Raw genomic sequence first — 20,843 nt, forward strand, 5'->3', positions numbered from 1 at the left:
GGCAGGTCAAGCCGTCCGCAGCACCACGGCGGTCCGGTAGGGCGGCTCGCCATACCACGCCATGCGGTCCAGCACGGAAGCGTTAACCGGCAGCGCCCGCGCATCCGCCTCGCCCTCGCCGCGCGCGGGTTCGGTCCAGGGATCGCTGATCAGGAACCAGCCATCCTTGGCCCCGCCCGCCCGGCCATGCAGCAGGATCCAGTGCGGGGTGTCCCGCCCCTGGGTCAGCGTCTGGCTGACCAGCACCAGCACCATGGCCCCCTCATCCAGCGCCGCCGCCAGATCTTCTACCTCGAAGGCCCTCTGCTCGGCCTGCAGGCCACTGGCCGCCACCTCGGCCCGGAAGCCCTCCTGCACGAAGCGGATCAGGTCGCGCTTCTCTTCCGTGTCGGCTCGTTCCATCAGCATGGGTCCGGGTGTGCTTGCCAGCACCCGGGCCTGGAGACCGCGCCGGCGCGCCGCCAGCGCAAGGCCGAAGGGATCGCAGCCGCCAGGGCCGCTCAGGCTGACAATGCTGGTGGCCTCACGCCACAGCGCGATCTCGGCGTCCCGCGTCGGCGCCTCCCCTTGCAGGAGCCTCATTGCCATGAGCAGGGAGGCTGGTCCGCAGGTGAAGCGCGTGGACTGCCGGTAGTAAACAAGCCCTTCCTGCACGGGCAGGCGGAGGTTGCCAAACCAGTGCTCGGCCTCGGCCTCCACCCCGAAGGCCGGCAAAAGCTCCGCATCAATGACCGTGCCGCCACCGCGGCGCCAGCCCAGAAGCCCGACGGCCTTCGCCTGGTCCGCGAGACGCTCCGCCAGCACCAGGGCCGCGCTGGTCCGATCCAGAACACCCGGGGCGATCCAGACCAGCAACAGCCGCATCATTCCGCCGGTTGGCCGTGCCAGACCGAGCGCCAGCCCGGCCAGCGTCCCCTCTTCCCAAAGACAGGCCAGATGGTGTCCGGGGAGCGCCAGTGTGGCGGCAACCTCCTCCCGCCGTTCCGGCGGCAGCGCGGCCATGGCGCGGGCGAGTTCGTCCGGAGCCGGGATGTGGTCGAGCGGTGCCATGGCGTCAGCCCTTGCGCAGGTTCCAGAAGGTGGCGGTCGGCGCCTTCACGAAGCCGCTGAGGTTCCGGCTGAAGGCCTGCTGGTTGAAGTACTGGCCGCAGGGCAGGAAGGGCGGCCGTTCCAGTGCCCGGAGCTGCATCTGCTCCGCCACTGCCTTCTGAGCCGGCAGGTCCGGCGCGTCGAACCATTGGTCACGCAGCTCGGCCATGCGGGCGTCAGGCTCGCTGCCGTAGAGATGCGCGTGCATGGCGGGATTGGTGATCCAGAGCCCGGCCCAGGCCGTGGCATAGCAGTTCCAGGGGCCGCGCCCGCCCTGCGCATTGGTGCGGCTGAGCAGCGTGCCCCAATCCATGGTCTGGTAGTCGACCTTCAGGCCGACCTGCTCGAACAATTGCCGCGCTACCGGCGAGAAGGCGGCTGAGGTGCCGAGGTCGGACGCTTCCAGCATCACCACCGGCCGCCCGTCGTAACCGGCGTCCTTGAGCAGCTGCCGCGCCTTCTCCAGGTCGCGCGGACCGGTCAGCACATCGAGCCCGGCTTCCGTCGCCAGGGGAGAGCCGGGCAGGAACACGCCGCTCCGGGGGTTCATCAGCTCCGGCCGCTCCGTACCCAGAAGGGATTGCAGGAAATCGGCCTGCTTCAGCGCCGGCATCAGGGCACGCGCCACCTTCGGGTTGTTGAAGGGCGGGATGGCGGTGTTGAAGCGGATCTCCGCCCAGGTGCCGAGCGGGTCCAGCACATCCACCCGCAGCCTGGGATGCTGCTCCAGCAGCGGCACGAGATCGGCGAAGGGCCGCTCTACCCAATCCACCTCACCCGCCTGCAGCGCCGAGGCCGCAGTGCTGGGGTCGGGCATGATGGTCCACTCGATCCGATCGAAATGCACCGGCTTGCCGCCGGCCCAGAAGGAGGACGATTCGTCGCGCGACATGTAGCGAGGGTTGCGCTCGAACACGGCCCGGGCGCCGGAAACCCACTCGTCCCGGCGGAAGATAAAGGGACCGCTGCCCATCGGCTCGTTCACCGCCGTGCCGACGGGCGTGGCGGCGCTGCGCTCCGGCATCATGAAGCAGGCCGTGGCACCCAGGGCGAACAGCATCTGCGGGAAGGGCTTCCGCAGCCGGATCTCGAAGCGTGTGTCGTCAAGCGCCCGCATCTCCTCCGTCTGCGCGGCCAGGCGCAGACCGAAGCCGTCCTTCTGCGCCCAGCGATGGAGGGAGGCGACGCAGTCCCGCGCCAACACCTTCTCCCCGTCATGCCAGAGCAGGCCTTCACGCAGCGAGAAGCGCCAATGCAGGCGATCCTCGGAAAGTTCGTGGCCCGACACCATCTGCGGCCGCGGCGTCAGCGTCTCGTCCAGCCCGTAGAGCCGGTCCCAGATGGCGCTGGCCGCGCAATAGGAAACCAGCGCCGTGGACCAGAGAGGATCGAGCACGGTGAGGTTGGCGTGCGGCACGAAGCGCAGCACGCGGCTCCGATCCTGGCCAAGCGCAGGGCGGAAGGGGCCGGGCGCCAGCGTGGCGCCGCCGGCCAGGGCCAGGGCGGCACGGCGGCCGAACTTGGGGTGCGGCTGGGGCATGGTCGTGCATCTCCTTGGCCGGGCAGCCTGCGCCCGGCCGCCGCACCCTGGCAACCCGCCTGCCTTCAGGCCCCCAGCTTCGCCGCCGCTCCCTTCAGAAAGCCGCCAAGCGCCGCGTGGAACTCGGGCTCATGCAGCAGAAAGGCATCGTGCCCCTTGTCGGAGGTGATCTCCACAAAGGACACGTTGGCCGCCGCTTGGTTCAGCGCCCGCACCAGTGTGCGGCTTTCCTCCGTCGGGAACAGCCAGTCGGAGGTGAAGCTCGCGACAAAGAAACGGGTGGAAGTGCCGCGGAACGCGGCCGAAAGATCGCCGCCATGCTCCGCCGCCAGATCGAAGTAATCCATCGCCCGGGTGATGGTCAGGTAGGAATTGGCATCGAAGCGGCGCACAAAGGTGGAGCCCTGGTGGCGCAGGTAGCTCTCAACCTCGAACACATCCTCCAGAAAGGTCAGCGCCGAGGCGCCGCGCAGCCGCCGGCCGAACTTCCGCGTCAGCGCCTGCTCGGAAAGGTAGGTGATGTGCGCCACCATGCGCGCCACCGACAGCCCCTTGGCCGGCACAAGCCCCGGCTCGGCGAAGTAGCGCCCGCCGCGCCAGTCGGGATCAGCCTGGATGGCGGCGCGTCCCACCTCGTCGAAGGCGATGTTCTGCGCGCTGTGATGGGCGGCGGTGGCGATCGGCGCCGCGGCGAACACCATCTCCGGAAAGGTCGCGGCCCATTCCAGCACCTGCATCCCGCCCATGGAGCCACCCACCACCGCCAGCAGCCGGGCGATGCCCAGATGCTCCACCAGCAGCTTCTGCGTGCGGACCATGTCACGGATGGTAACCGAGGGGAAATCGGTGCCCCAGGGCCGGCCTTCCCCAGGCATCTCCTCGCGCGGGCCGGTGGTGCCCATGCAGCCACCCAGCACGTTGGAGCAGATCACGAAATAGCGGTCGGTGTCGATCGGCTTGCCGGGACCGACAATCGCCTCCCACCAACCGGGCTTGCCGGTGACGGGCTGTGTTTCCGCCAGGTACTGGTCGCCGGTCAGGGCGTGGCAGACCAGCACGGCGTTGCTGCGGGCCGCGTTCAGCGTACCATAGGTGCGGTAGGCGACATCCACCGGCGCCAGCACCGCGCCGCAATCCAGCGCCAGCCCGTCGGGAAAACGGGCGCGCTGATGCTCAACCTCGGCGGTGGGCGCCAGGACGGAGGCGGAGGCGGGGTTGCTGGCCTGGTTCATCACGCCCCGATCAATAGAACAACCATGCCGGAACGGAAATGCGGCGCTTGGCGCGGAACGCGACGGGTTCTATTGCTGAGCCGCCGCCATGTCCGATCAGAACGCGCCCCTTCCCGCCGAGCCAAAGCCAGCGACGCCTGCCATGGCCTCGACCGCGCCTCCCTTTCGCGACCTCGCCGCCGTGCGCGCGGAGATCGACCGGATCGACGATGCGCTGCACGACCTGCTGATGCAGCGTGCCGATCTCGTGGCCCACATGGCTGCCTCCCGGCTGAAGAACGGCGCGCCCACCTTTCGTCCCGGGCGGGAGGCGCTGATCCTGCGGCGCCTTTTGCAGCGCAACCGGGGCGCTCTCGCGCGCCCCGCCTTGGTGCGGTTCTGGCGCGAGATGATCGCCGCCTCCCTGGCGCAGCAGGGCAACTTCACCGTGGCCATACCGGCGGAGACCGGGGAGGATTCCTGCGCCCGCCTGGCCCGGGCGCATTTCGGCGTGCTGACGCCACTGAAGCTGCATTCCACGCCGTTCCGGGCCCTGGCTGCCGTGGCGGGCGGAGAATCCGCCGTGGCCATCCTGCCACCCCCCGAGGATGCAGAGCGCCCCGACCCTGCCTGGTGGATGCAGATGGAAGCGCCGCGGCTGCGCGTGGTCGCCGCCCTGCCCTTTCTGGCCGCGCCGGACGCATCCCCGCAGGGCTATGCCATCGCCACGCTGGCGCCGGAGCCCACCGGGCGCGATCGCAGCCTGATCCGCATCGAGCCCGGCGCCGACCATTCCCGCCCGCGCATCGCCGCGTTGCTCACCGCCGCCGGCCTGCCGCCGCGCTGGCTGATCCGCCGCGAATCGCCCCTGCCCATGGCACTGGCCGAGGTGCCGGGCTTCCTCGCCGAGGATGACTCCCGTTTGGCCGCCCTGCCCTTCCCCCGCCTGACGATCCTCGGCACCTACGCCGAGCCCGAGCCGGAAGCCTGATCCCATGCCCGTTTCGCCGCGCCCCTCCATCATGACCATCGACCCCTATGTAGGCGGCGAGTCGAAGATCCCCGGCGTCAACCGGATCATCAAGCTGTCGTCGAACGAGGGCGCCTTCGGCCCGCCGCCCGCGGCGATCGAGGCCATCACCCGCGCCGGGCGCGAAGCCCACCGCTACCCCGATGGCGCCGCCACCGCGCTGCGCGAGGCGATCGGCGGCCGCTTCGGCCTCGACCCCGCCCGCATCGTCACCGGCAATGGCTCGGACGAGCTGATCTCGCTGCTCTGCCTGGCCTATGGTGGCGAAGGCACGGAGATCATCATGTCGGCCTACGGCTTCATGATGTACGACCTGTCGGGCCGGGCCGGCGGCGCCCGCGTGCTGAAGGTCGCCGAGAAGCCCGCCCCCGGCGGTGTCGGCACGGTGGCCGATATCGACGGCATGATCGCGGCCGCCGGGCCGCGCACCCGGATCGTCTTCCTGACCAACCCCAACAACCCGACCGGCACGCTGCTGCCCAACAGCGAGCTGGCGCGCCTCCGCGCCGGCCTGCGCGACGACATCCTGCTGGTGCTGGACAGCGCCTATGCGGAGTACGTCACCGAGCCGGATTACGATCCCGGCAACGGGCTGGTGGACGCGGCCGGCAACACCATCATGCTTCGCACCTTCTCCAAGGTGTTCGGACTGGGCGGGATGCGCATCGGCTGGGGCTACGCGCCGGCCGGAATCATCGACGTGATGAACCGCGTGCGCGGCCCCTTCAACGTCGCCGCCGCCTCGCAGGCCGCCGCCCTCGGCGCGCTGTCCGAACCGGGCTGGGTCGAGAAGTCGGTCGCCCACAACACCGAATGGCGCGGCCGGCTATCCGCTGCCCTGTCCGCCGCCGGGGCAGAGGTCTGGCCCAGCCACGCCAACTTCATCTTCGCCGATTTCGGCTCGGCGGAGGCCGCGAGGACGATCGATGCCCGCCTCAAGGCGCGCGGCCTGATCGTGCGCGGCATGGCAGGCTACGGGCTGCCGCAGGCGCTGCGCTTCACGGTCGGCAATGCCGAGGAATGCCAGATGGTGATCGACGCGCTTGGCACGCCCCATGGCTGAGCCCGCGGCGGCCGAGCCGATTTTCAACCGCCTCTGCCTTATCGGGCTGGGGTTGATCGGCTCCTCCATCGCCCGGCTTGCGCGGGAGCGCGGCGACATCGCCCGGACCCTCGTGGCCTGCGACCACGGCGTCGGCGTGGCGCACCGCCTGCGCGAGCTGGATCTGGCCGACATCATCGAGGTCGACGCCGCCGAAGCAGTGAAGGGATGCGATGGCGTCATCCTATGCACACCGGTCGGCAGCTTCGCCGGACTGATGGCGCAGATCGCGCCGCATTTGGCCGCGGGCGCGGTGTTGTCCGACACCGGCTCCACCAAGGGCTCAGTGCTGCGCGACATCCGGCCTCTGCTGCCCAAGGGCGTGCATCTTGTCCCCGCCCATCCCATGGCAGGCACGGAACATTCAGGCCCCGATGCCGGCTTCTCCACCCTGTTCCAGGGCCGCTACGTCATTCTGACGCCGCAGCCCGGCACGCCGCCCGAAGCGCAGGAAAAGATCGCCGAGCTGTGGCGCCGCGCCGGTGCCATGCTGGAAAACATGGACGCCATCACCCACGACAAGGTGGTGGCCATTGTGTCCCACCTGCCGCACCTGCTGGCCTTCACCATCTGCTCGACGGCCGATGACCTGGCACAGGAAACTCGCGAGCAGGTGCTGAAATTCGCCGCTTCCGGCTTCCGCGACTTCACCCGCATCGCGTCGAGCGACGTGGACATGTGGCGCGACATCTTCGTCAACAACCGCGAGGCGCTGCTGGAAATGCTGGCCCGCTTCTCGGAGGACGCACACGCTCTGGGCCGTGCCGTCCGGTGGAACGAGACCCAGTTCATCGAGGACCGCATCCATCGCGGCCGCAAGATCCGCCGCTCGCTCATCGAGCTGAAGCAGGCCTGAGGCGGGAGGGGGGGCCCTCCCTCCCCGCTTACTCGACGATCTGGAACTCGCCCGCGAGATGCAGCGCGACCTCGTCGCTCACCGCCGGCACCATGTAGCCCATGCCGAACTCGGACCGCTTCAGCGTGGCAGTGCCGTCGAAGCCCAACGTGTAGCGCTTGGTCACCGGATGCACGCCCGCCGTGTTGAAGCGGGCCTCGAAGGCGACGGGGCGGGTGACGCCGCGCAAGGTCAGGTCGCCGGTGACGCGCGCCGTGCGGTCGCCCGTGCGCTCGATGCGCGTTGACACGAAACGCGCCTCGGGATGCTTGGCGGTGTCGAAGAAGTCCGCGGCGCGCAAGTGCTTGTCGAGGTCCGCATCCAGCGTGCCGCCCTTCTCCAACGGGATGGTCACCCGCAGCGAGCCCTGGTCCGGTGCCTTGGGGTCCAGGCGCAACTCCGCCTGCACATCGGTCAGCTGGCCGGTATAGCGCGACAGGCCCAGGTGGCTGACCGTCCAGGTGATCTTGCCATGCGACGCATCCAGCGCGTAGGTGCCGGCCCGCACCGCGGCGGGGTCGGGGTTGAAGGGCTGCGGTTGCTGCGCCATCGCGGGCGCGAAGCTCAGGGCGGCCAGCATGAACCCGGTGGTGAGAAGTTTCTTCAAAGGCAAGTTTCCCGGCGTCGCCGGCGGAGCATCATGCACCGCCTGATGGCCAAGGTGGCGCCGCACCTGCTGGATTCAACCGCGCAAATGGTCGCGCAAAAGGCGGACAGCCGGCGTCAGCCCGGCATCCAGGCGGGCACAAAGGCACAGGCTCCGCACTGCCCAGCCGTCCTTGAGGGGCCGCACCAGAATCGTGCGGCCATGCCGCCGCAACGCGGTTTCCGGCAGAATGGCAATGCCGGCCCCCGCCGCCACCAGGCGACAGGCGGCATCGAAACCCTGGGCACGAACCCGCAACCGCATCCGCCCGCCAAGCCGAGAAGCCTGCCACAATAGATGAGCCTGCAACGCGCTGCCGGCCTCCAACCCGACGAAGCCCTCGGGCAGAAGATCCGCGAGACACAGCGTCGCGGCCCTGCCAAGGACATGGCCGCGCGGCAAGGCTACCATCAGCCGGTCCGTGCGAAAGGGCAGCACCTCCATTCCCTCCTGGCCTTCCAACGCCCAGGCGGCGGCGATTCCCAGCTCCGCAAAACCGCCGGACACGGCCCGCACCACGGCGTCACTACCTTGTTCCTCAGGCTCCACATCCAGCCCGGGATGAGCCGCCAGAAAGGGCGCCAGCGCTTCCGGCAGGAAGATGCCGCAAGCCGCGCTATTGGCTGGCAGACGGATCACCCCGCGAAGTCCGCCGGCAAAATCCGCCATGGCGGCCTCGAGCCCCGCCAACTGCCCCAGCACCAGCCTTGCGTGATGCATCAGGGCCAGCCCTGCCGCGGTCAGGCGGATGCCGCGACGGCCGCGCTGCAGCAGCGCCACTCCAGCCTCGGCCTCCAGGTCGCGCAGGCGGGTGCTGGCGGCGGCCAGCGCCAGATGCGCCCGTGCCGCGCCGCCGGTGATGCTGCCGGCATCGGCCACAGCCAGGAACAGGCGCAGATCGGTCAGGTCCAGATGCATGCCGTGCCTTCGCGCAGCGCGAAGCCTCGATCAACCAGGGACGCATTGTGTGCCCGGTGCCGGGAGCCGCAAGCTGGCAACCATGGAAAGCAGCAGCATCACGATCCTGGCCGTGGCCGGAGTGTTCTTCGTGGCCGGCATGGTCAAGGGCGTCATCGGGCTGGGCCTGCCCACGGTTGCGATCGGCCTGCTGGGCCTGTTCCTGCCGCCGGCCCAGGCGGCAGGGCTGCTGGTGCTGCCTTCCTTGCTGACGAATTTCTGGCAGGCCGGCACAGGCGGCCGCGTGCTGCCGCTGGCCGGGAAACTGGCGCCGCTGCTCCTCGGTATCTGTGCCGGCGCGGGGCTGGGAACGCTGCTGGGCTGGGGATTGTCGGGCGGCGATGCCGCCATGGCCCGCCGGTTCCTGGGCGTTGCTCTGGTTGCGTATGGGCTCTTCGGCCTGCTCGGGCGGCGCATGGGGCTGCCGCCCAGGATGCACGGGGCGCTGGGCGCGGCCAGCGGCCTCGTTACGGGGCTCGTCACAGCGGCCACCGGCGTGTTTGTGATGCCTGCCGTGCCCTACCTGCAGTCACTGGGGCTGGAGCGGGGGACACTGCTGCAGGGCATGGGCCTGTCCTTCGCCATTTCCACGCTGGCTCTGGCGGCGGCCCTGCCGACAGGCACGCTGCTGGGGGGCGGGATGCTGGCCGGCTCGGCGCTGGCCATCCTGCCTACCCTGCTCGGCATGGTGGCGGGCCAGAAGCTGAACCTGCCGCCAATGGCCTTCCGCATCCTGTTTTTTGCCGGGCTGTTGGCGCTCGGCGCCCATCTGGCGCTAGGCTGACCCGGCTGAGATGCCTCAGGCCGCAACCAGGCGGATGTGGCGACCTTCCATGGCCTCCACCTTCAGCACCCCGATGATCTGGCCCAGATTGCCAGCCACCAGATGCAGCATCTCGAGCGGCATGGCATCCAGTGCAACCTCGACGCGAAGATAATCCCCTTCGCGCTGGCTGCGCACTCTGTCGGGGGTCAGGTCGCGCTTCGCGAAGGGCTCCAGCACGCGGGACAGCAGGCCGGGATAAGCCTCGGCCTGAACGGTGAAGCGGGCGGACGCCATCGGGGCGGTATCGGACATGGGATCGGTTCCGGATCAGCGGAGAAGAAGGGCGCGCGGGGCTTGTCCCGGCCGCTGCCCCCCGCAGGGCGCTCAGGCGGCCGGGCCGCTAATCACAATGCGGTCGATCCGGAAATCCATGGGACGGACGATAAGCGTGTCTCGCACCGGCTGGCAAGCCTTTGTGCGGGACCATGCGACGCGGGGCAGCGAGCCACCGAACGCATGGCGCCCTGCCCGCGCCCTCATCCTTCGGCGGCGCGCGGCACGGGCGGACGCATCGCGTCCGGCGCCTGCCCGTCAAAGGTCAGGCGTTGCCGGTGCGCGGGGATCTCGATCCCCAGCGCGTCGAAGCGCGCCTTGATGCGACGATTGGCTTCCCGCAGCACCTCCCACCGCTTGATAGGCTCGGTCTTGATCCGGACCCGCAGGATTGGGCCGTCCGGCAGCAGCTTGTCCACGCCCAGCACTTCCAGGTCGTCGCGGATCATCAGCCCCCACTTGGCCTCCGCGCGCATCTCGCTGCAGATCCCGCTCAGCACCTCGACCACACGGTCCAGGTCCTCTCGGTAGGCCACCTGCACGTCGAGCACGGCGAAGGAGAAGTCCCGCGTCATGTTGGTGACGCTGTTGACGGTGGAGAAGGGGATGATGTGCAGGCTGCCATCGATCGCGCGCAGCTTGATGGAGCGGATGGACAGGTGCTCGACCACCCCTGTCTTGCCGCCCAGATCGACCACGTCGCCCACTGCCATGGCATCCTCGAACAACAGGAAGATGCCGGTGATCACATCCTGGACCAGCTTCTGCGAGCCGAAGCCCAGCGCCAGGCCAATCACGCCGGCACCGGCCAGCAGCGGCGCCACGTTGACGCCGAGTTCGGTCATCAGGGTGAAGGCCAGGAACAGCAGGATCACCACCATCAACGTGGTCTTCAGCATCGGCACCAGGGTGCGGACGCGGGCGCTGCGGGCGGCCTCTGCATCGCGTGACAGGCGTTCCAGATGGCGGGCCAGCGCCACATTGGCGACCTCCCAGACGGCCAGCGCCAGTGCCACGCTGAGGCCGAAGGACAGACCGGATGCGATCAGCCGGCTGCCCAGCGCACCGGGGCGGAACCAGGCGAAGACGTCAATCCCCCACACTTCCATCAGCAACATCACCGTCAACACGGTCAGCACCGTGGACACGAGGCCCTTGATCAAGGTGACGTAGCGGTTGGCGCGGTTCTCCAGCCCGGGATGCCGGCTGGCGAGGTCGTTGGCCACGCTGAAGAAGCGCGAAAGCATGCGCCGCGCCGTGATGTCCAGCAGGCGCGCCGCGCCCAGCACCAGCAGCGTCAGCACGCTGGCCCGCAGCAGCCGGGCGAAGCCGTCCTCGATCTGAAGCGCCCAGACCGCCCACAGCGCCAGCAGGTAGAGGATGGCCAGGATATGCCAGATCTCGGCCAAACCGTCGCGAAAGCGGCGGGCGGCGATGCGGGCCCGGTTCGGTGCGTCGCTGGGGCGCAACGCCGGCGCGCGCAGCCATTGCGCCACCGGCACCCGGTTCTGCAGCACGATGATTCCGAAGAACACCGACACGGCCAGCAGCGTCAGCCGCCGGATGGCGTCGTAGACACCCCAGGGCAAGCCAAAGAACAGCCCCGCCTCAGCCACGGCATAGCCGGCTGTCAGCACGGTAACCACTCGCCCGAGCCAAAGCATTACATAGGCGGCTGTGAAGTCCGAGCATGGCACCAGCCGGAGCCGTGCCGAGGCGGGGGACAGCAGCATCCGCCCCAGCGCCATCACCACGCGAATGAAGAGGTAGGCGTTGTTGGCAGTCAACAGCACCAGTTCTGTGGTCGGTAGCGGCTGCACAGCCGGTGTGGCACCGAACGCAACCAGGCCAAAGGCGGCGATCGGCAGCAGATCAAGCAGGAGGCGGCCCAGCAGCAGCGGCAGGCGCCGGATGCGCCCCCATCCCAGCGCAGGGCCGGGCACGGCACGGTCCAGCTTGCGCCGGGAACGGCCCAGCGCCCGCTCCGCCGCCCATTCCGCCAACAGGCCCAGGCCAAACACCAGCACAAGCTTCCACGAGGCGTCGGCAACGCGGGCCTGCGTTACCGGGTCCCGCGCCACGGCCGAAAGCCAATCCACCAAGCCCGGCAGGTCCGTGATCGCCTGCAGGGCCGTCAGGGTTTGCGCGGTGATGAAGGCGAGATAGCGGGAAGCACCGGACAGCAATTGCCCGCCCAGCGTGTCCGGCGCCAGCAAAGGCGGTTCGGCCGCACCTGGGGCAGGCTGAGATGCGGGCGCCGGCGCCGCTCCGGCCTCAGGCGGTTGGGCAGGCTGGCCCGGCGGCGCAGGCACCGCCGGGGCCGCCGGACTGACGGCGGAAAGCGCCTCCAGCGTCCGCATCAGTTCCATCCGCCTGGCTTCGTCGCGCAGCAGGTCGAGCAGGCGACGCGCCTCCCCGGCTCCTTGCGGAGGGGATGCCTGAGGTGGCGATACGGGCTCCTCGATCGCGGGCGCAGCGGGCATGGGCACGGGAGCCTGCGCCCACGAGGTGTCGGGACGCAGGGCCGCAAGGGCGAGCATCAGCCCGCACAGGAGCAGGGAAATCGGCAGGCGCATGGGCCGCAGCAAGCCGAAGCTGCGATCCGGGTCAAGGCTTAGGCCGCGGCACCTGCCTTGCACGGCTGCGAAACGATGCCATCTTGGCGAAATGGTCACCCTGCTCTCCATCCTGCTCGGCCTGTGCATGCTCGGCACGCTCGGCGTCATGTTCGCCGGCATGGCGGGGCTGGCGCGCGGCGAAGGTCCCCATCAAGGCCACCGCTCCAACAAACTGATGCGCTGGCGGGTGGGGCTGCAGGGCCTCTCCATCGCCTTGTTTCTGGCGCTGATGATGGCGATGCGCGGTTAAATCCACCGGGGTCGTGAGCGTTCGGCAGCGCCCTGCCGTAGCCTTCGGCAATGCCGAAAGCGAGTCCAGGCGCGGTGTCGCTCGCCCGCCTTGCCACTGCCCGGCACCCCGCCTAGGCTCGCGCCGCAACAGAACACATGAAGCGGCCGTCCGACATGGCAGGGCGGCCCTGGGAACCCACAAGGACACGGCCTGGCGATGAAGCTCCTCGTCCCCGTCAAGCGGGTGGTTGACTACAATGTGAAGGTCCGCGTGAAGGCGGATGGCACAGGCGTCGAAACGGCGAACGTGAAGATGTCGATGAACCCGTTCGACGAGATCGCCGTCGAGGAAGCCGTTCGGCTCAAGGAAAAGGGCGCGGCCACCGAGATCATCGCCGTCTCCATCGGCCCGGCCCAGGCGCAGGAGCAGATCCGCACGGCGCTCGCCATGGGCGCCGATCGCGGCATCCTGATCGAGGCGGAGGGCACGGAGCCGCTGGGCGTGGCCAAGCTGCTGAAGGCCATCGTTGAGCGCGAAAGCCCGCAGCTGGTGCTGATGGGCAAGCAGGCCATCGACGACGACATGAACGCCACAGGCCAGATGCTGGCGGCTCTGCTGGGTTGGGGCCAGGGCACCTATGCCAGCAAGGTCGAGCTGGCCGATGACGGCGCCAAGGTCACGCGCGAGGTGGATGGGGGACTGGAAACGGTCAACCTGAAGCTGCCTGCCATCGTGACGGCGGATCTGCGGCTGAACGAGCCCCGCTACGCCTCGCTGCCCAACATCATGAAGGCGCGCAAGAAGCCGATCGAGACTCTGAAGCCGGCCGATCTCGGCGTCGACGTCACACCGCGCCTGACCACGCTGAAGGTCGAGGAGCCGCCGAAGCGCCAGGCCGGCGTGAAGGTGGGCTCTGTGGCCGAGCTGGTGTCCAAGCTGAAGACCGAAGCGAAGGTGATCTGAGCATGGCCGTCCTTCTTCTTGCCGACCGCAGCGGCGGCACCGTCAGCCAGCCCACCCGATCCGCCATTGCCGCCGCCTCGCAGATCGACAGCGACGTGCACGTGCTGGTTCTGGGCGGGGCCGAGGCTTCCCAGGCCGCGGCGAAGCTCCCCGGCGTCACCAAGGTGATCCAGGCCGATGGCCCGGCCTATGAGCACGGGCTGGCCGAGCCCGCCGCGGCGCTGCTGGTGGCGCTGGCGCCGAACTATACCCACCTGCTCGCCCCTGGCAGCGCCATGGGCAAGAACATCATGCCGCGTGTCGCCGCCCTGCTCGACGTGCAGGTTCTGACCGATGTGGCCGGCGTCGAAGGGCCGGACACCTTCCGCCGCTTCATCTATGCCGGCAATGCGCTGGCCACGGTGAAGACCTCGGATGAGAAGAAGGTGCTGACGGTCCGCGCCGCCTCCTTCGACCCGGTGCCGGCCGAGGGTGGCTCCGCATCGATTGAGAACGCGCCAGGCGCGGAAGATCCGGGCGTGTCGTCCTTTGTCGGCGCCGAGATCGCGCAGAGCGAGCGGCCGGAGCTGACCGCCGCCCGCGTGGTCATCTCCGGCGGGCGCGCCCTGGGCTCCGCCGAGAACTTCGCGATCCTGGACAAGGTGGCGGACAAGCTGGGCGCCGCCGTCGGCGCGTCCCGCGCAGCGGTGGATGCGGGCTACGCGCCGAACGACCATCAGGTCGGGCAGACCGGCAAGATCGTGGCGCCGGAACTGTACATCGCGGTCGGCATCTCGGGCGCGATCCAGCACCTCGCCGGCATGAAGGACAGCAAGGTCATCGTCGCCATCAACAAGGACGAGGATGCACCGATCTTCCAGGTGGCCGATTACGGATTGGTGGGCGACCTGTTCTCCATCATGCCGGACCTCGAGAAGGAGCTGGGCTGAGCCATGCCGGAGGCGGGATCGGGGATCGCATCGGTCGGTGTGATCGGCGCCGGGCAGATGGGCAACGGCATCGCGCATGTCGCGGCCCTGGCCGGCCTGCCGGTGGTGCTGGTCGACGTGAAGCCCGAAGCGCTGGACAAGGCGCTGACCACCATCCGCAAGAACATGGACCGGCAGGTGGCCAAGAGCACGTTGCAGGCGCCGGACAAGGATGCCGCCCTGGCACGCATCCAGACCGGCACCGAGATGGCAGCCCTGTCCGACTGCGACATCGTGATCGAGGCGGCGACGGAGCGGGAAGAGACCAAGCTCTCCATCTTCAAATCGGCCTGTGCCGTGCTGAAGGAGGGGGCGATTCTCGCTTCCAACACCTCTTCCATTCCCATCACCCGGCTGGCGGCGGCGACCGACCGGCCGGAGCGCTTCATCGGCATGCACTTCATGAATCCGGTGCCGGTGATGAAGCTGGTGGAAGTGATCCGCGGCATCGCCACCTCGGACGATACCTTCGTGGCGGTGCAGGCCCTGGCGGAGCGGATGGGCAAGACCACCGCCGTGGCCCAGGATTACCCGGCCTTCATCGTCAACCGCATCCTGGTGCCGATGATCAACGAGGCGGTGCAATCGCTGCAGGAAGGCGTGGGCGATATCCGCTCCATCGACGCGGCCATGAAGCTCGGCGCCAACCACCCGATGGGTCCGCTGGAACTGGGCGACTTCATCGGCCTCGATACCTGCCTCGCCATCATGCGAGTGCTGCACGAGGGGATGGGTGACAGCAAGTACCGTCCCTCTCCGCTTCTGGTGAAGTATGTCGAGGCGGGATGGCTGGGCCGCAAAACCGGGCGCGGCTTCTACGATTATACCCAGGACCCGCCGGCACCGACCCGCTGAGCGGGTCGCCCAGCCCGCGAACCGGAGGCGGAGATGAGCGTCGTCGCCGCCTTCCTTTACCACAATGGCCATCGCGTCCGGCCCATCGCCATCGATGAGCCGACGCCCTGCCATGACGACAAGGCCGAGTTTGTCTGGATCGGCCTGCTGGAACCCTCGGAAGAGGAGTTGCGGACCCTCCAGGACAAGTTCGGCCTGCATCCGCTAGCGGTGGAGGACGCGCTGAAGGCGCATCAGCTGCCGAAGGTCGACGTCTATGGGGATCAGCTCTTCGTGGTCGCCCGCACCGCGCAGCTTGAAAACGACCAGGTGCAATACGGCGAAACCGCCATCTTTGTCGGCCGCAACCACATCATCACTGTTCGCCACGGTTCCGCCCGCCACCACATGCGCCTGCGCGAGCAGCTCGAGGCCTCACCGCAGTTGCTGGCCCACGGCGTAGATTATGTGCTGCACGGGGTGCTGGATTTCATCGTGGATGGCTACTTCCCGATCGTTGACACGATCGAGGAAGACCTTCTGGAGATGGAGCAGAGCGCGCTCGATACCATGCTGGAGCGAGAGGCCGTGATCCGCATCTTCGGTCTGCGCCGGCAGATGATCCGGTTCCAGCGCATTCTGGGACCGATGGCGGAGCTTTGCGGAAAGCTTGTTCGCCTTGATCTGCCCTGCATCGATGCCGAGGCGCGCAACTACTTCCGCGACGTGCTCGACCATGTGCGGCGGGTGGAGATGCGGGTGGGCGGACTGCGCGAGGTGCTGACCTCCGTCTTCGAGACCAGCAGCCTGCTGGAGCAGCAGCGCCAAGGCGCCATCGGGCGGCAACTGGCCGCCTGGGCCGCCATCCTGGCGGTGCCCACCGCCATTGCCGGCATCTACGGCATGAATTTCGAGAACATGCCCGAACTGCGTACCCGCGACGGCTACTTCGTCGTACTGGGCGTGATCGCCGTGCTGTGCGGCTTCCTCTACTGGCGCTTCCGGCGGGCGCGCTGGCTCTGAGCCGCCTCTTCCGCGGCTGCGCAGCATCTCGTGTTGCCCAGGGGACGCACCGGAGCGATGGCCAGATGCTGGCGCAAAACCGGTTGGTAGTGGCGGGGAAGATGCCCGACATCCTGCGCGCAGTGACCAGGGGACGCACACAGGACACCGGTTAGCCCTTCCATGTCCCAGCCGGTCGCCCGATGCGATGCGGCAAGTTCGGTCAAGGCAAGCTCCGGCCGCGCGGCAGCATCTTCGGCTGGGCGGTGAGGCCTAAAGCAGACCCTCCCGCCGGAAGCTCAGGTAGCGGCCATTGCCTACGATCAGATGATCATGCACGACCACGGCGAAGAACTGCCCGGCCTGCTTGATCTCTTTGGTCATCTCGATGTCGGCGCGGCTCGGCGTCGGGTCGCCGCTCGGATGGTTGTGGACCAGGATCAACGCCGTGGCATGCAGCTCCAGAGCCCGCTTCATGACCTCGCGCGGGTAGACCGGCGTGTGGTTCACCGTTCCCTTGGCCTGCGCCTCATCGGCGATCAGCCGGTTCTTGCTGTCCAGGAACAGGATGCGGAACTGCTCGATCTTCTCGCGCGAGATGGCGGCATTCAGATAGGTGATCAGCCTGTCCCAGTTGTTCAGCACAGGGGCTTCCATCACCTCCGCCTTGGCCAAGCGCAGCGCGGCGGCCTGCACCAACTTAATGGCGGCGACGCTGTGGGTCCCCAGGCCCCGGGTTTCCATCAGCACCTGCTGTGGCGCCGCCAACACCGCGCCAAAGGAACCGAACTGGTTGATCAGCGCCTTGGCCAGCGGCTTTGTGTCGCCCTGCTTGAAGGCAAAGAACAGCAACATCTCCAGTAATTCGTAATCGGCCAGGGAGTCGGGGCCGCGTTCGAGCAGCTTTTCCCGCATCCGGCCGCGATGGCCCTGCGGTCCGGTGCTGACAAAGGGTTTGGCTGGACTGTCCACTCCATCCGGCGCCTGATCCAACCGGTCAGGACGTAGCGGAAACGACGTGTCCGGATCGTCGGTCGTGCCGCCGGAAGGTGCCAGCGTGTCCAGCAACTCGGTGGTCCGGAGCACCTCGGCCGCCACCTCCGCTCGCAGCGTCTCGTTGCGGGCAGTGCGCCGACGCAGCCCGTTCCGCAATGGAGCTTCGGAAAAGCCACGCGGCACGTGGCCCGGTTCCGGTTGCGTCATATCGTTGGAGGCGAGGGCATCACTGACCCCCGCCTTTTTCTGGAAAGTCCTGGAAAGCCAACCGGCCACGCTGTCAGATCCGTCCTGGAATACACATCACGGCGATGTGAGGAACTATTCCTTCAACCTGTCGGCGATTCAAGCCTTTCCTGCGATCTGGTTAGCGCTGAAAGCTGACCTTGGCGTTTTCACCGCCCGTATCGGGCCGCCCGGTCACCAGCGCCTCGGCATAGCCGAAAGCGAAGCGCAGGCTGGAGGAGATGCCGTCCCAGTACTCCGCCCCCTCGATGGTCACGGCGATCAGTCCGACTTCCGGGCTCTCGGGTCCCTCGGGCAGCCAGGTGCGCAGCCCTTCCGTCCAGAGAGCCTTTTTCTTCTCCGCATCCACGACCACCCGGCCACGGCCGTAGATCGAGACGTAATCCTCGCTACGAGTATCGGAATAGCCGAGCAGCACACGGTCATCCTTCTCCAGCTCGGCGATCTTCGGGCTGTCGGACCGGGTGAAGAACCACAGGGTGACGCCGTCCTCGTCCGGCTTCTGGGTCCGCATGGGACGGCCATGCAAGCGGCCATGGCCGTCAATCGTGGTGAAAATGGCGGTGCCGATGCCGGAGATCATCTCCCGCACCTTCATCCGCATTTCGTCGTCGTTCTTGGTGGCCTGCATGGAGGGCTCTCCCTGGCTGTGTCATCGGAGAACCCTTGCCGCGGCGGGGGGTTGCCCCGCCACGGCGGCGGCTCAATCGGCGGGAAACAGGTAGGGCGGAATGGGCTGGGTATGGTCCTCCACCCGCTTGACCCCCGGAACCTCGGAGGCCAGCACGCGCAGGCCGCGTTGCACCGCCGGGCTGCGCGAAAAGCCATGCAGTTCCACCACGCCGTCATGCACCTCGACCAGGGTGTAGAAGGTTTCCGCCCAGGGTTCCTGCTTCATGGCCGTCAACACGGCCTGGCGCAGCTTCTCATCGGTAACCTCGGCGCCCTCCTGCGCGCTGGGCGGCTTAACAATGGCCCGGAGCAGGTCGGCGCGGCTGACCACCCCGCAAAGCTGGCCATCCTCCACCACCAGCACCCGGCGGATGTTCTTTTCTTCCAGCGTGTCAACAATGGCAGCCAGCGTGGCTGAGGGCGGGACGGTAACGGGCCGGGCGGTCATCACCTCGGCGGCGGTGCGCCCATGGGTGTCCGTGTAACGTCGCGCGAGCCGGTCATTGTCGGCGAAGAGCGACCGGAAAAAGCCGCCAGCATGCTTGTCGGCTCCGGCCAGGCGGCGGATCAGGTCGGCTTCAGTGACGATGCCCTGCAAGACCCCGTCGGCGGCAACAACGGGCACAGCGGAAATGCCGCGCTCCGCGAGCAGTGCCGCGATGGCGCCCACAGGCGTTTCCGGCGGCACCGTCACAACCGGGGATGTCATCAGCTCGCGTGCGGTGGGCTGGCTCATGGTCCGGCTCCTTTCGGGGGAACGCGACCTTCGGCACGGCGCGCCCCTGCTTTTGGCCCGCCGGACGCTCGCCCGCCATGGGAACGGCGCCCCGCGGTACCCTTCTACAACGCGCGACGCGGGCATCCGGTGGCGCCGGTCAATCCCGCAGTTTGCCGCGCGGCCTCCGCTTGTCCCGCCTCCAGCCATGCCGGACCTTGATGCACATCAAATCCGGAGCCACGAAGGCGAATCTTATATTCACGCTTTCGTGAAGTTCTTAGGGTAGGCGCCATGCGCGCCTTCTTCTGCTTGTCGGTCGTCTTGCTCACCGGATGTGCCATGCCGGTGCCCGATCACTGGATCCCGACCCTCTGGGAAACGCCCGAGCCGGTGGCGGAGCCCGACAGCACCGACCCTGCCGCCGCGGTCCGTCCCGTGGCCGACGGAACGCCGTCGGTCAGGCTTTCCTGGGGCCGGGGCACCGCGCTCGCGCTGCTGGTCTCGCAGAATGGCGAGAACCGGATGTGGCGCAGTGCCGGAGGCGTGGTCGTGGCGACCGACGGCGCACGCATCGTGGCCACGGCCGGGCTGCGGGAATGGATCGCCAGCACCCGCATTGACGGGCCGGACCCGCTGGACGAGCCGCTTTCCCTCGCCAGTCAGCCCGTAACGCTGCGGCGGCAGGTCGACCTGATGCGGGGCAATCGTGCCCCGTCCTCCATGCGGTTCGGCGTGGCGCTGAACTGCCGCATCTCGGCGGCGCGGCAAGGCCCGGCGCTGGTGGTGCGGGAGAATTGCCGCGGCACCGGCCCGCTGATGACCGAGCCGGGCTGGTTCGGTGGCGTGTTCGGCGAGGAGAGCCGGAGCGGTTTCACCAACCGCTACTGGGCGGACCCTGCCACCGGCGGGATCTATCGTTCCGAGCAATGGGTGGGCGAGGCCGGCATGATGCGCCTGGAAGTGGTCACGCCGCCCAGCTGAGGCCGGCCCGGCGCACCCGGTGCGCCACATAGGCCAGCCAGCTGAGCTGCACCAGCAGTGGCGGCAGGATCACCAGTGGCTTCTCCGCCGGTCCCAGCCGCAGGAACAGCAGCGCCAGCCCGACATGCAGCAGCACAAACCCGCCATGCACCGCCGTCACCTGGCGCGGGCCGAGGCCGCTGCGCTGCGCCATCTGGTACAGGTGGGTCCGGTGAGGCGCCGAAAGCGGTTCTCCCATGGCAGCGCGGCGCAGCAGCGTGAAACCGGTATCGAACAGCAGCGCGAAGAGAAGCAGCGGCATCAGCAGAAAGGAAATCTGCCCCGCATCCAGCTCGGCCGCCGCCACACCCAGCACGGCCAGAATGAAGCCCAGGAACTGGCTGCCCACATCCCCCATGAAGATGCGCGCCGGGTTCAGGTTGAAGGGAAGAAAGCCCAGCACGCTGCCGCCCAGGATCACGGCCGCCGCATAGATGAACCAGCCGCCCTGAGCCTGCGCCACATAGGCGAGGCCGGCGCAGACCACCAGCACCGTGCCGCCCACCAGCCCATCCATGCCGTCCATGAAGTTCACGGCGTTGGTGCAGGCCACGATCCAGAACAGCGTCAGCAGCGGCCCGAACCAGCCCAGCTCCACCACGCCGATCCAGGGCAGCGCCAGCCGTTCCACCACCAGCCCGCTGCCAATGGCGACCAGCGCCGCCAGGGTCTGCGCCGCCAGCTTCACCACGAAGCGGAAATCGCGCATGTCGTCCAGCAACGCCACCACGGCAATGGCGACCGCCGCGGCAATCACGCCAACAAAGCCACGGTCGGCCATGCGGGCGAACTGCGCCACCTGGTAGAGCACCAGCATCCCCACAACAAAGGCGCAAACGATGCCAATCCCGCCTCCCTTCGGCGTCGGCCGCGCATGCGCCTTGCGGTGGTCGGGATGGTCCAGGATCGGGAAGGCGATCATCAGCCGCACGAGCAGGCCGGACAGCACCGCCAAGCATAGGGCGAAGCCGAGATGTTGCAGAACGGCATTCAGGGTCATCGTCA

At 68.3% G+C, this 20,843-nt stretch carries 21 protein-coding genes; 10 read left to right on the top strand and 11 right to left on the bottom strand.

Features of this window, described 5'->3' with window-relative positions:
• Nucleotides 1–6: 6 nt before the first annotated feature.
• The 3 genes from ACFOD4_RS17890 to metX all read right to left on the bottom strand — a co-directional run bounded on the left by ACFOD4_RS17890 (nucleotide 7) and on the right by metX (nucleotide 3,861).
• Nucleotides 7–1,050, bottom strand: a complete 1,044-nt coding sequence (locus ACFOD4_RS17890) for a peptidase C39 family protein (RefSeq protein WP_379598594.1) — start codon at nucleotides 1,048–1,050, stop codon at nucleotides 7–9.
• 4 nt (nucleotides 1,051–1,054) lie between these two features.
• Nucleotides 1,055–2,629: an ABC transporter substrate-binding protein gene (locus ACFOD4_RS17895; RefSeq protein WP_379598595.1), complete on the bottom strand. Its 1,575-nt coding sequence runs from the start codon at nucleotides 2,627–2,629 to the stop codon at nucleotides 1,055–1,057.
• 65 nt (nucleotides 2,630–2,694) lie between these two features.
• Nucleotides 2,695–3,861: a homoserine O-acetyltransferase MetX gene (metX, locus tag ACFOD4_RS17900; RefSeq protein WP_379598596.1), complete on the bottom strand. Its 1,167-nt coding sequence runs from the start codon at nucleotides 3,859–3,861 to the stop codon at nucleotides 2,695–2,697.
• 88 nt (nucleotides 3,862–3,949) lie between these two features.
• On the opposite strand from metX, the gene ACFOD4_RS17905 reads away from it, so the two are divergent.
• Genes ACFOD4_RS17905 through ACFOD4_RS17915 form a run of 3 tightly spaced genes read left to right on the top strand, consistent with a single transcriptional unit; the run spans nucleotide 3,950 to nucleotide 6,828 of the window.
• A complete protein-coding gene (locus tag ACFOD4_RS17905; protein WP_379598598.1) occupies nucleotides 3,950–4,831 on the top strand; it encodes a chorismate mutase in 882 nt (293 codons plus the stop codon).
• A gap of 4 nt (nucleotides 4,832–4,835) precedes the next feature.
• Complete coding sequence (gene hisC, locus ACFOD4_RS17910) at nucleotides 4,836–5,933, top strand: histidinol-phosphate transaminase (RefSeq protein ID WP_379598599.1); 1,098 nt, start codon at nucleotides 4,836–4,838, stop codon at nucleotides 5,931–5,933.
• Nucleotides 5,926–6,828: a prephenate dehydrogenase/arogenate dehydrogenase family protein gene (locus tag ACFOD4_RS17915; protein ID WP_379598601.1), complete on the top strand. Its 903-nt coding sequence runs from the start codon at nucleotides 5,926–5,928 to the stop codon at nucleotides 6,826–6,828. Before hisC ends, ACFOD4_RS17915 begins: the two co-directional genes overlap by 8 nt.
• Before the next feature lie 28 nt (nucleotides 6,829–6,856).
• Here the strand turns inward: ACFOD4_RS17915 and ACFOD4_RS17920 are convergent, their stop codons facing one another.
• Both ACFOD4_RS17920 and ACFOD4_RS17925 read right to left on the bottom strand, forming a co-directional pair.
• Entirely contained in the window at nucleotides 6,857–7,474 is a 618-nt protein-coding gene (locus ACFOD4_RS17920) for a YceI family protein (protein ID WP_379598603.1), read from the bottom strand.
• Between the two features lie 75 nt (nucleotides 7,475–7,549).
• Nucleotides 7,550–8,431, bottom strand: a complete 882-nt coding sequence (locus ACFOD4_RS17925) for a LysR family transcriptional regulator (RefSeq protein ID WP_379598604.1) — start codon at nucleotides 8,429–8,431, stop codon at nucleotides 7,550–7,552.
• Between the two features lie 82 nt (nucleotides 8,432–8,513).
• Between ACFOD4_RS17925 and ACFOD4_RS17930 the strand changes: the two genes are divergently transcribed.
• Nucleotides 8,514–9,254 carry a sulfite exporter TauE/SafE family protein gene (locus ACFOD4_RS17930; RefSeq protein ID WP_379598606.1) on the top strand — a complete coding sequence of 247 codons (741 nt, stop codon included), beginning with the start codon at nucleotides 8,514–8,516 and terminating at the stop codon, nucleotides 9,252–9,254.
• Nucleotides 9,255–9,269: 15 nt separating this feature from the next.
• On the opposite strand, the gene ACFOD4_RS17935 is transcribed toward ACFOD4_RS17930, so the two are convergent.
• Together ACFOD4_RS17935 and ACFOD4_RS17940 are read right to left on the bottom strand one after the other, a co-directional pair.
• Nucleotides 9,270–9,548: a hypothetical protein gene (locus ACFOD4_RS17935; RefSeq protein ID WP_379598607.1), complete on the bottom strand. Its 279-nt coding sequence runs from the start codon at nucleotides 9,546–9,548 to the stop codon at nucleotides 9,270–9,272.
• 224 nt (nucleotides 9,549–9,772) lie between these two features.
• The gene (locus tag ACFOD4_RS17940) at nucleotides 9,773–12,052 is read right to left on the bottom strand and encodes a mechanosensitive ion channel family protein (protein ID WP_379598609.1); all 2,280 of its coding nucleotides are present in this window, start codon (nucleotides 12,050–12,052) and stop codon (nucleotides 9,773–9,775) included.
• A 184-nt stretch (nucleotides 12,053–12,236) separates the two neighbouring features.
• Here ACFOD4_RS17940 and ACFOD4_RS17945 point away from each other — a divergent pair, with 184 nt between their 5' ends.
• From ACFOD4_RS17945 to ACFOD4_RS17965, 5 genes are all read left to right on the top strand, one after another.
• On the top strand, nucleotides 12,237–12,437 hold the full coding sequence (locus ACFOD4_RS17945) for a twin transmembrane helix small protein (protein ID WP_379598611.1): 201 nt from the start codon (nucleotides 12,237–12,239) through the stop codon (nucleotides 12,435–12,437).
• Nucleotides 12,438–12,635: 198 nt separating this feature from the next.
• The gene (locus tag ACFOD4_RS17950) at nucleotides 12,636–13,382 is read left to right on the top strand and encodes an electron transfer flavoprotein subunit beta/FixA family protein (RefSeq protein ID WP_379598612.1); all 747 of its coding nucleotides are present in this window, start codon (nucleotides 12,636–12,638) and stop codon (nucleotides 13,380–13,382) included.
• 2 nt (nucleotides 13,383–13,384) lie between these two features.
• The gene (locus tag ACFOD4_RS17955; RefSeq protein WP_379598614.1) at nucleotides 13,385–14,311 is read left to right on the top strand and encodes an electron transfer flavoprotein subunit alpha/FixB family protein; all 927 of its coding nucleotides are present in this window, start codon (nucleotides 13,385–13,387) and stop codon (nucleotides 14,309–14,311) included.
• Between the two features lie 3 nt (nucleotides 14,312–14,314).
• Entirely contained in the window at nucleotides 14,315–15,205 is an 891-nt protein-coding gene (locus ACFOD4_RS17960) for a 3-hydroxybutyryl-CoA dehydrogenase (RefSeq protein WP_379598615.1), read from the top strand.
• A 33-nt stretch (nucleotides 15,206–15,238) separates the two neighbouring features.
• Nucleotides 15,239–16,207: a magnesium and cobalt transport protein CorA gene (locus tag ACFOD4_RS17965; RefSeq protein WP_379598617.1), complete on the top strand. Its 969-nt coding sequence runs from the start codon at nucleotides 15,239–15,241 to the stop codon at nucleotides 16,205–16,207.
• 252 nt (nucleotides 16,208–16,459) lie between these two features.
• Here ACFOD4_RS17965 and radC read toward each other — a convergent pair whose 3' ends face one another.
• The 3 genes from radC to ACFOD4_RS17980 all read right to left on the bottom strand — a co-directional run bounded on the left by radC (nucleotide 16,460) and on the right by ACFOD4_RS17980 (nucleotide 18,836).
• The gene (gene radC, locus ACFOD4_RS17970; protein ID WP_379598897.1) at nucleotides 16,460–17,179 is read right to left on the bottom strand and encodes a RadC family protein; all 720 of its coding nucleotides are present in this window, start codon (nucleotides 17,177–17,179) and stop codon (nucleotides 16,460–16,462) included.
• Between the two features lie 370 nt (nucleotides 17,180–17,549).
• A complete protein-coding gene (locus tag ACFOD4_RS17975; RefSeq protein WP_379598618.1) occupies nucleotides 17,550–18,059 on the bottom strand; it encodes a pyridoxamine 5'-phosphate oxidase family protein in 510 nt (169 codons plus the stop codon).
• Nucleotides 18,060–18,131: 72 nt separating this feature from the next.
• Nucleotides 18,132–18,836, bottom strand: a complete 705-nt coding sequence (locus tag ACFOD4_RS17980) for a CBS domain-containing protein (protein ID WP_379598619.1) — start codon at nucleotides 18,834–18,836, stop codon at nucleotides 18,132–18,134.
• Nucleotides 18,837–19,157: 321 nt separating this feature from the next.
• Here ACFOD4_RS17980 and ACFOD4_RS17985 point away from each other — a divergent pair, with 321 nt between their 5' ends.
• A complete protein-coding gene (locus ACFOD4_RS17985; protein ID WP_379598621.1) occupies nucleotides 19,158–19,799 on the top strand; it encodes a YjbF family lipoprotein in 642 nt (213 codons plus the stop codon).
• Here ACFOD4_RS17985 and ACFOD4_RS17990 read toward each other — a convergent pair.
• Entirely contained in the window at nucleotides 19,783–20,838 is a 1,056-nt protein-coding gene (locus tag ACFOD4_RS17990) for a glycosyltransferase family 4 protein (protein ID WP_379598622.1), read from the bottom strand. The two genes, ACFOD4_RS17985 and ACFOD4_RS17990, sit on opposite strands and share 17 nt — an antisense overlap.
• Nucleotides 20,839–20,843 lie beyond the last annotated feature (5 nt).

The sequence above is a fragment of the Teichococcus globiformis genome, assembly GCF_042646265.1.
In the GTDB taxonomy this organism is placed as follows: Bacteria; Pseudomonadota; Alphaproteobacteria; order Acetobacterales; family Acetobacteraceae; genus Pseudoroseomonas; species Pseudoroseomonas globiformis.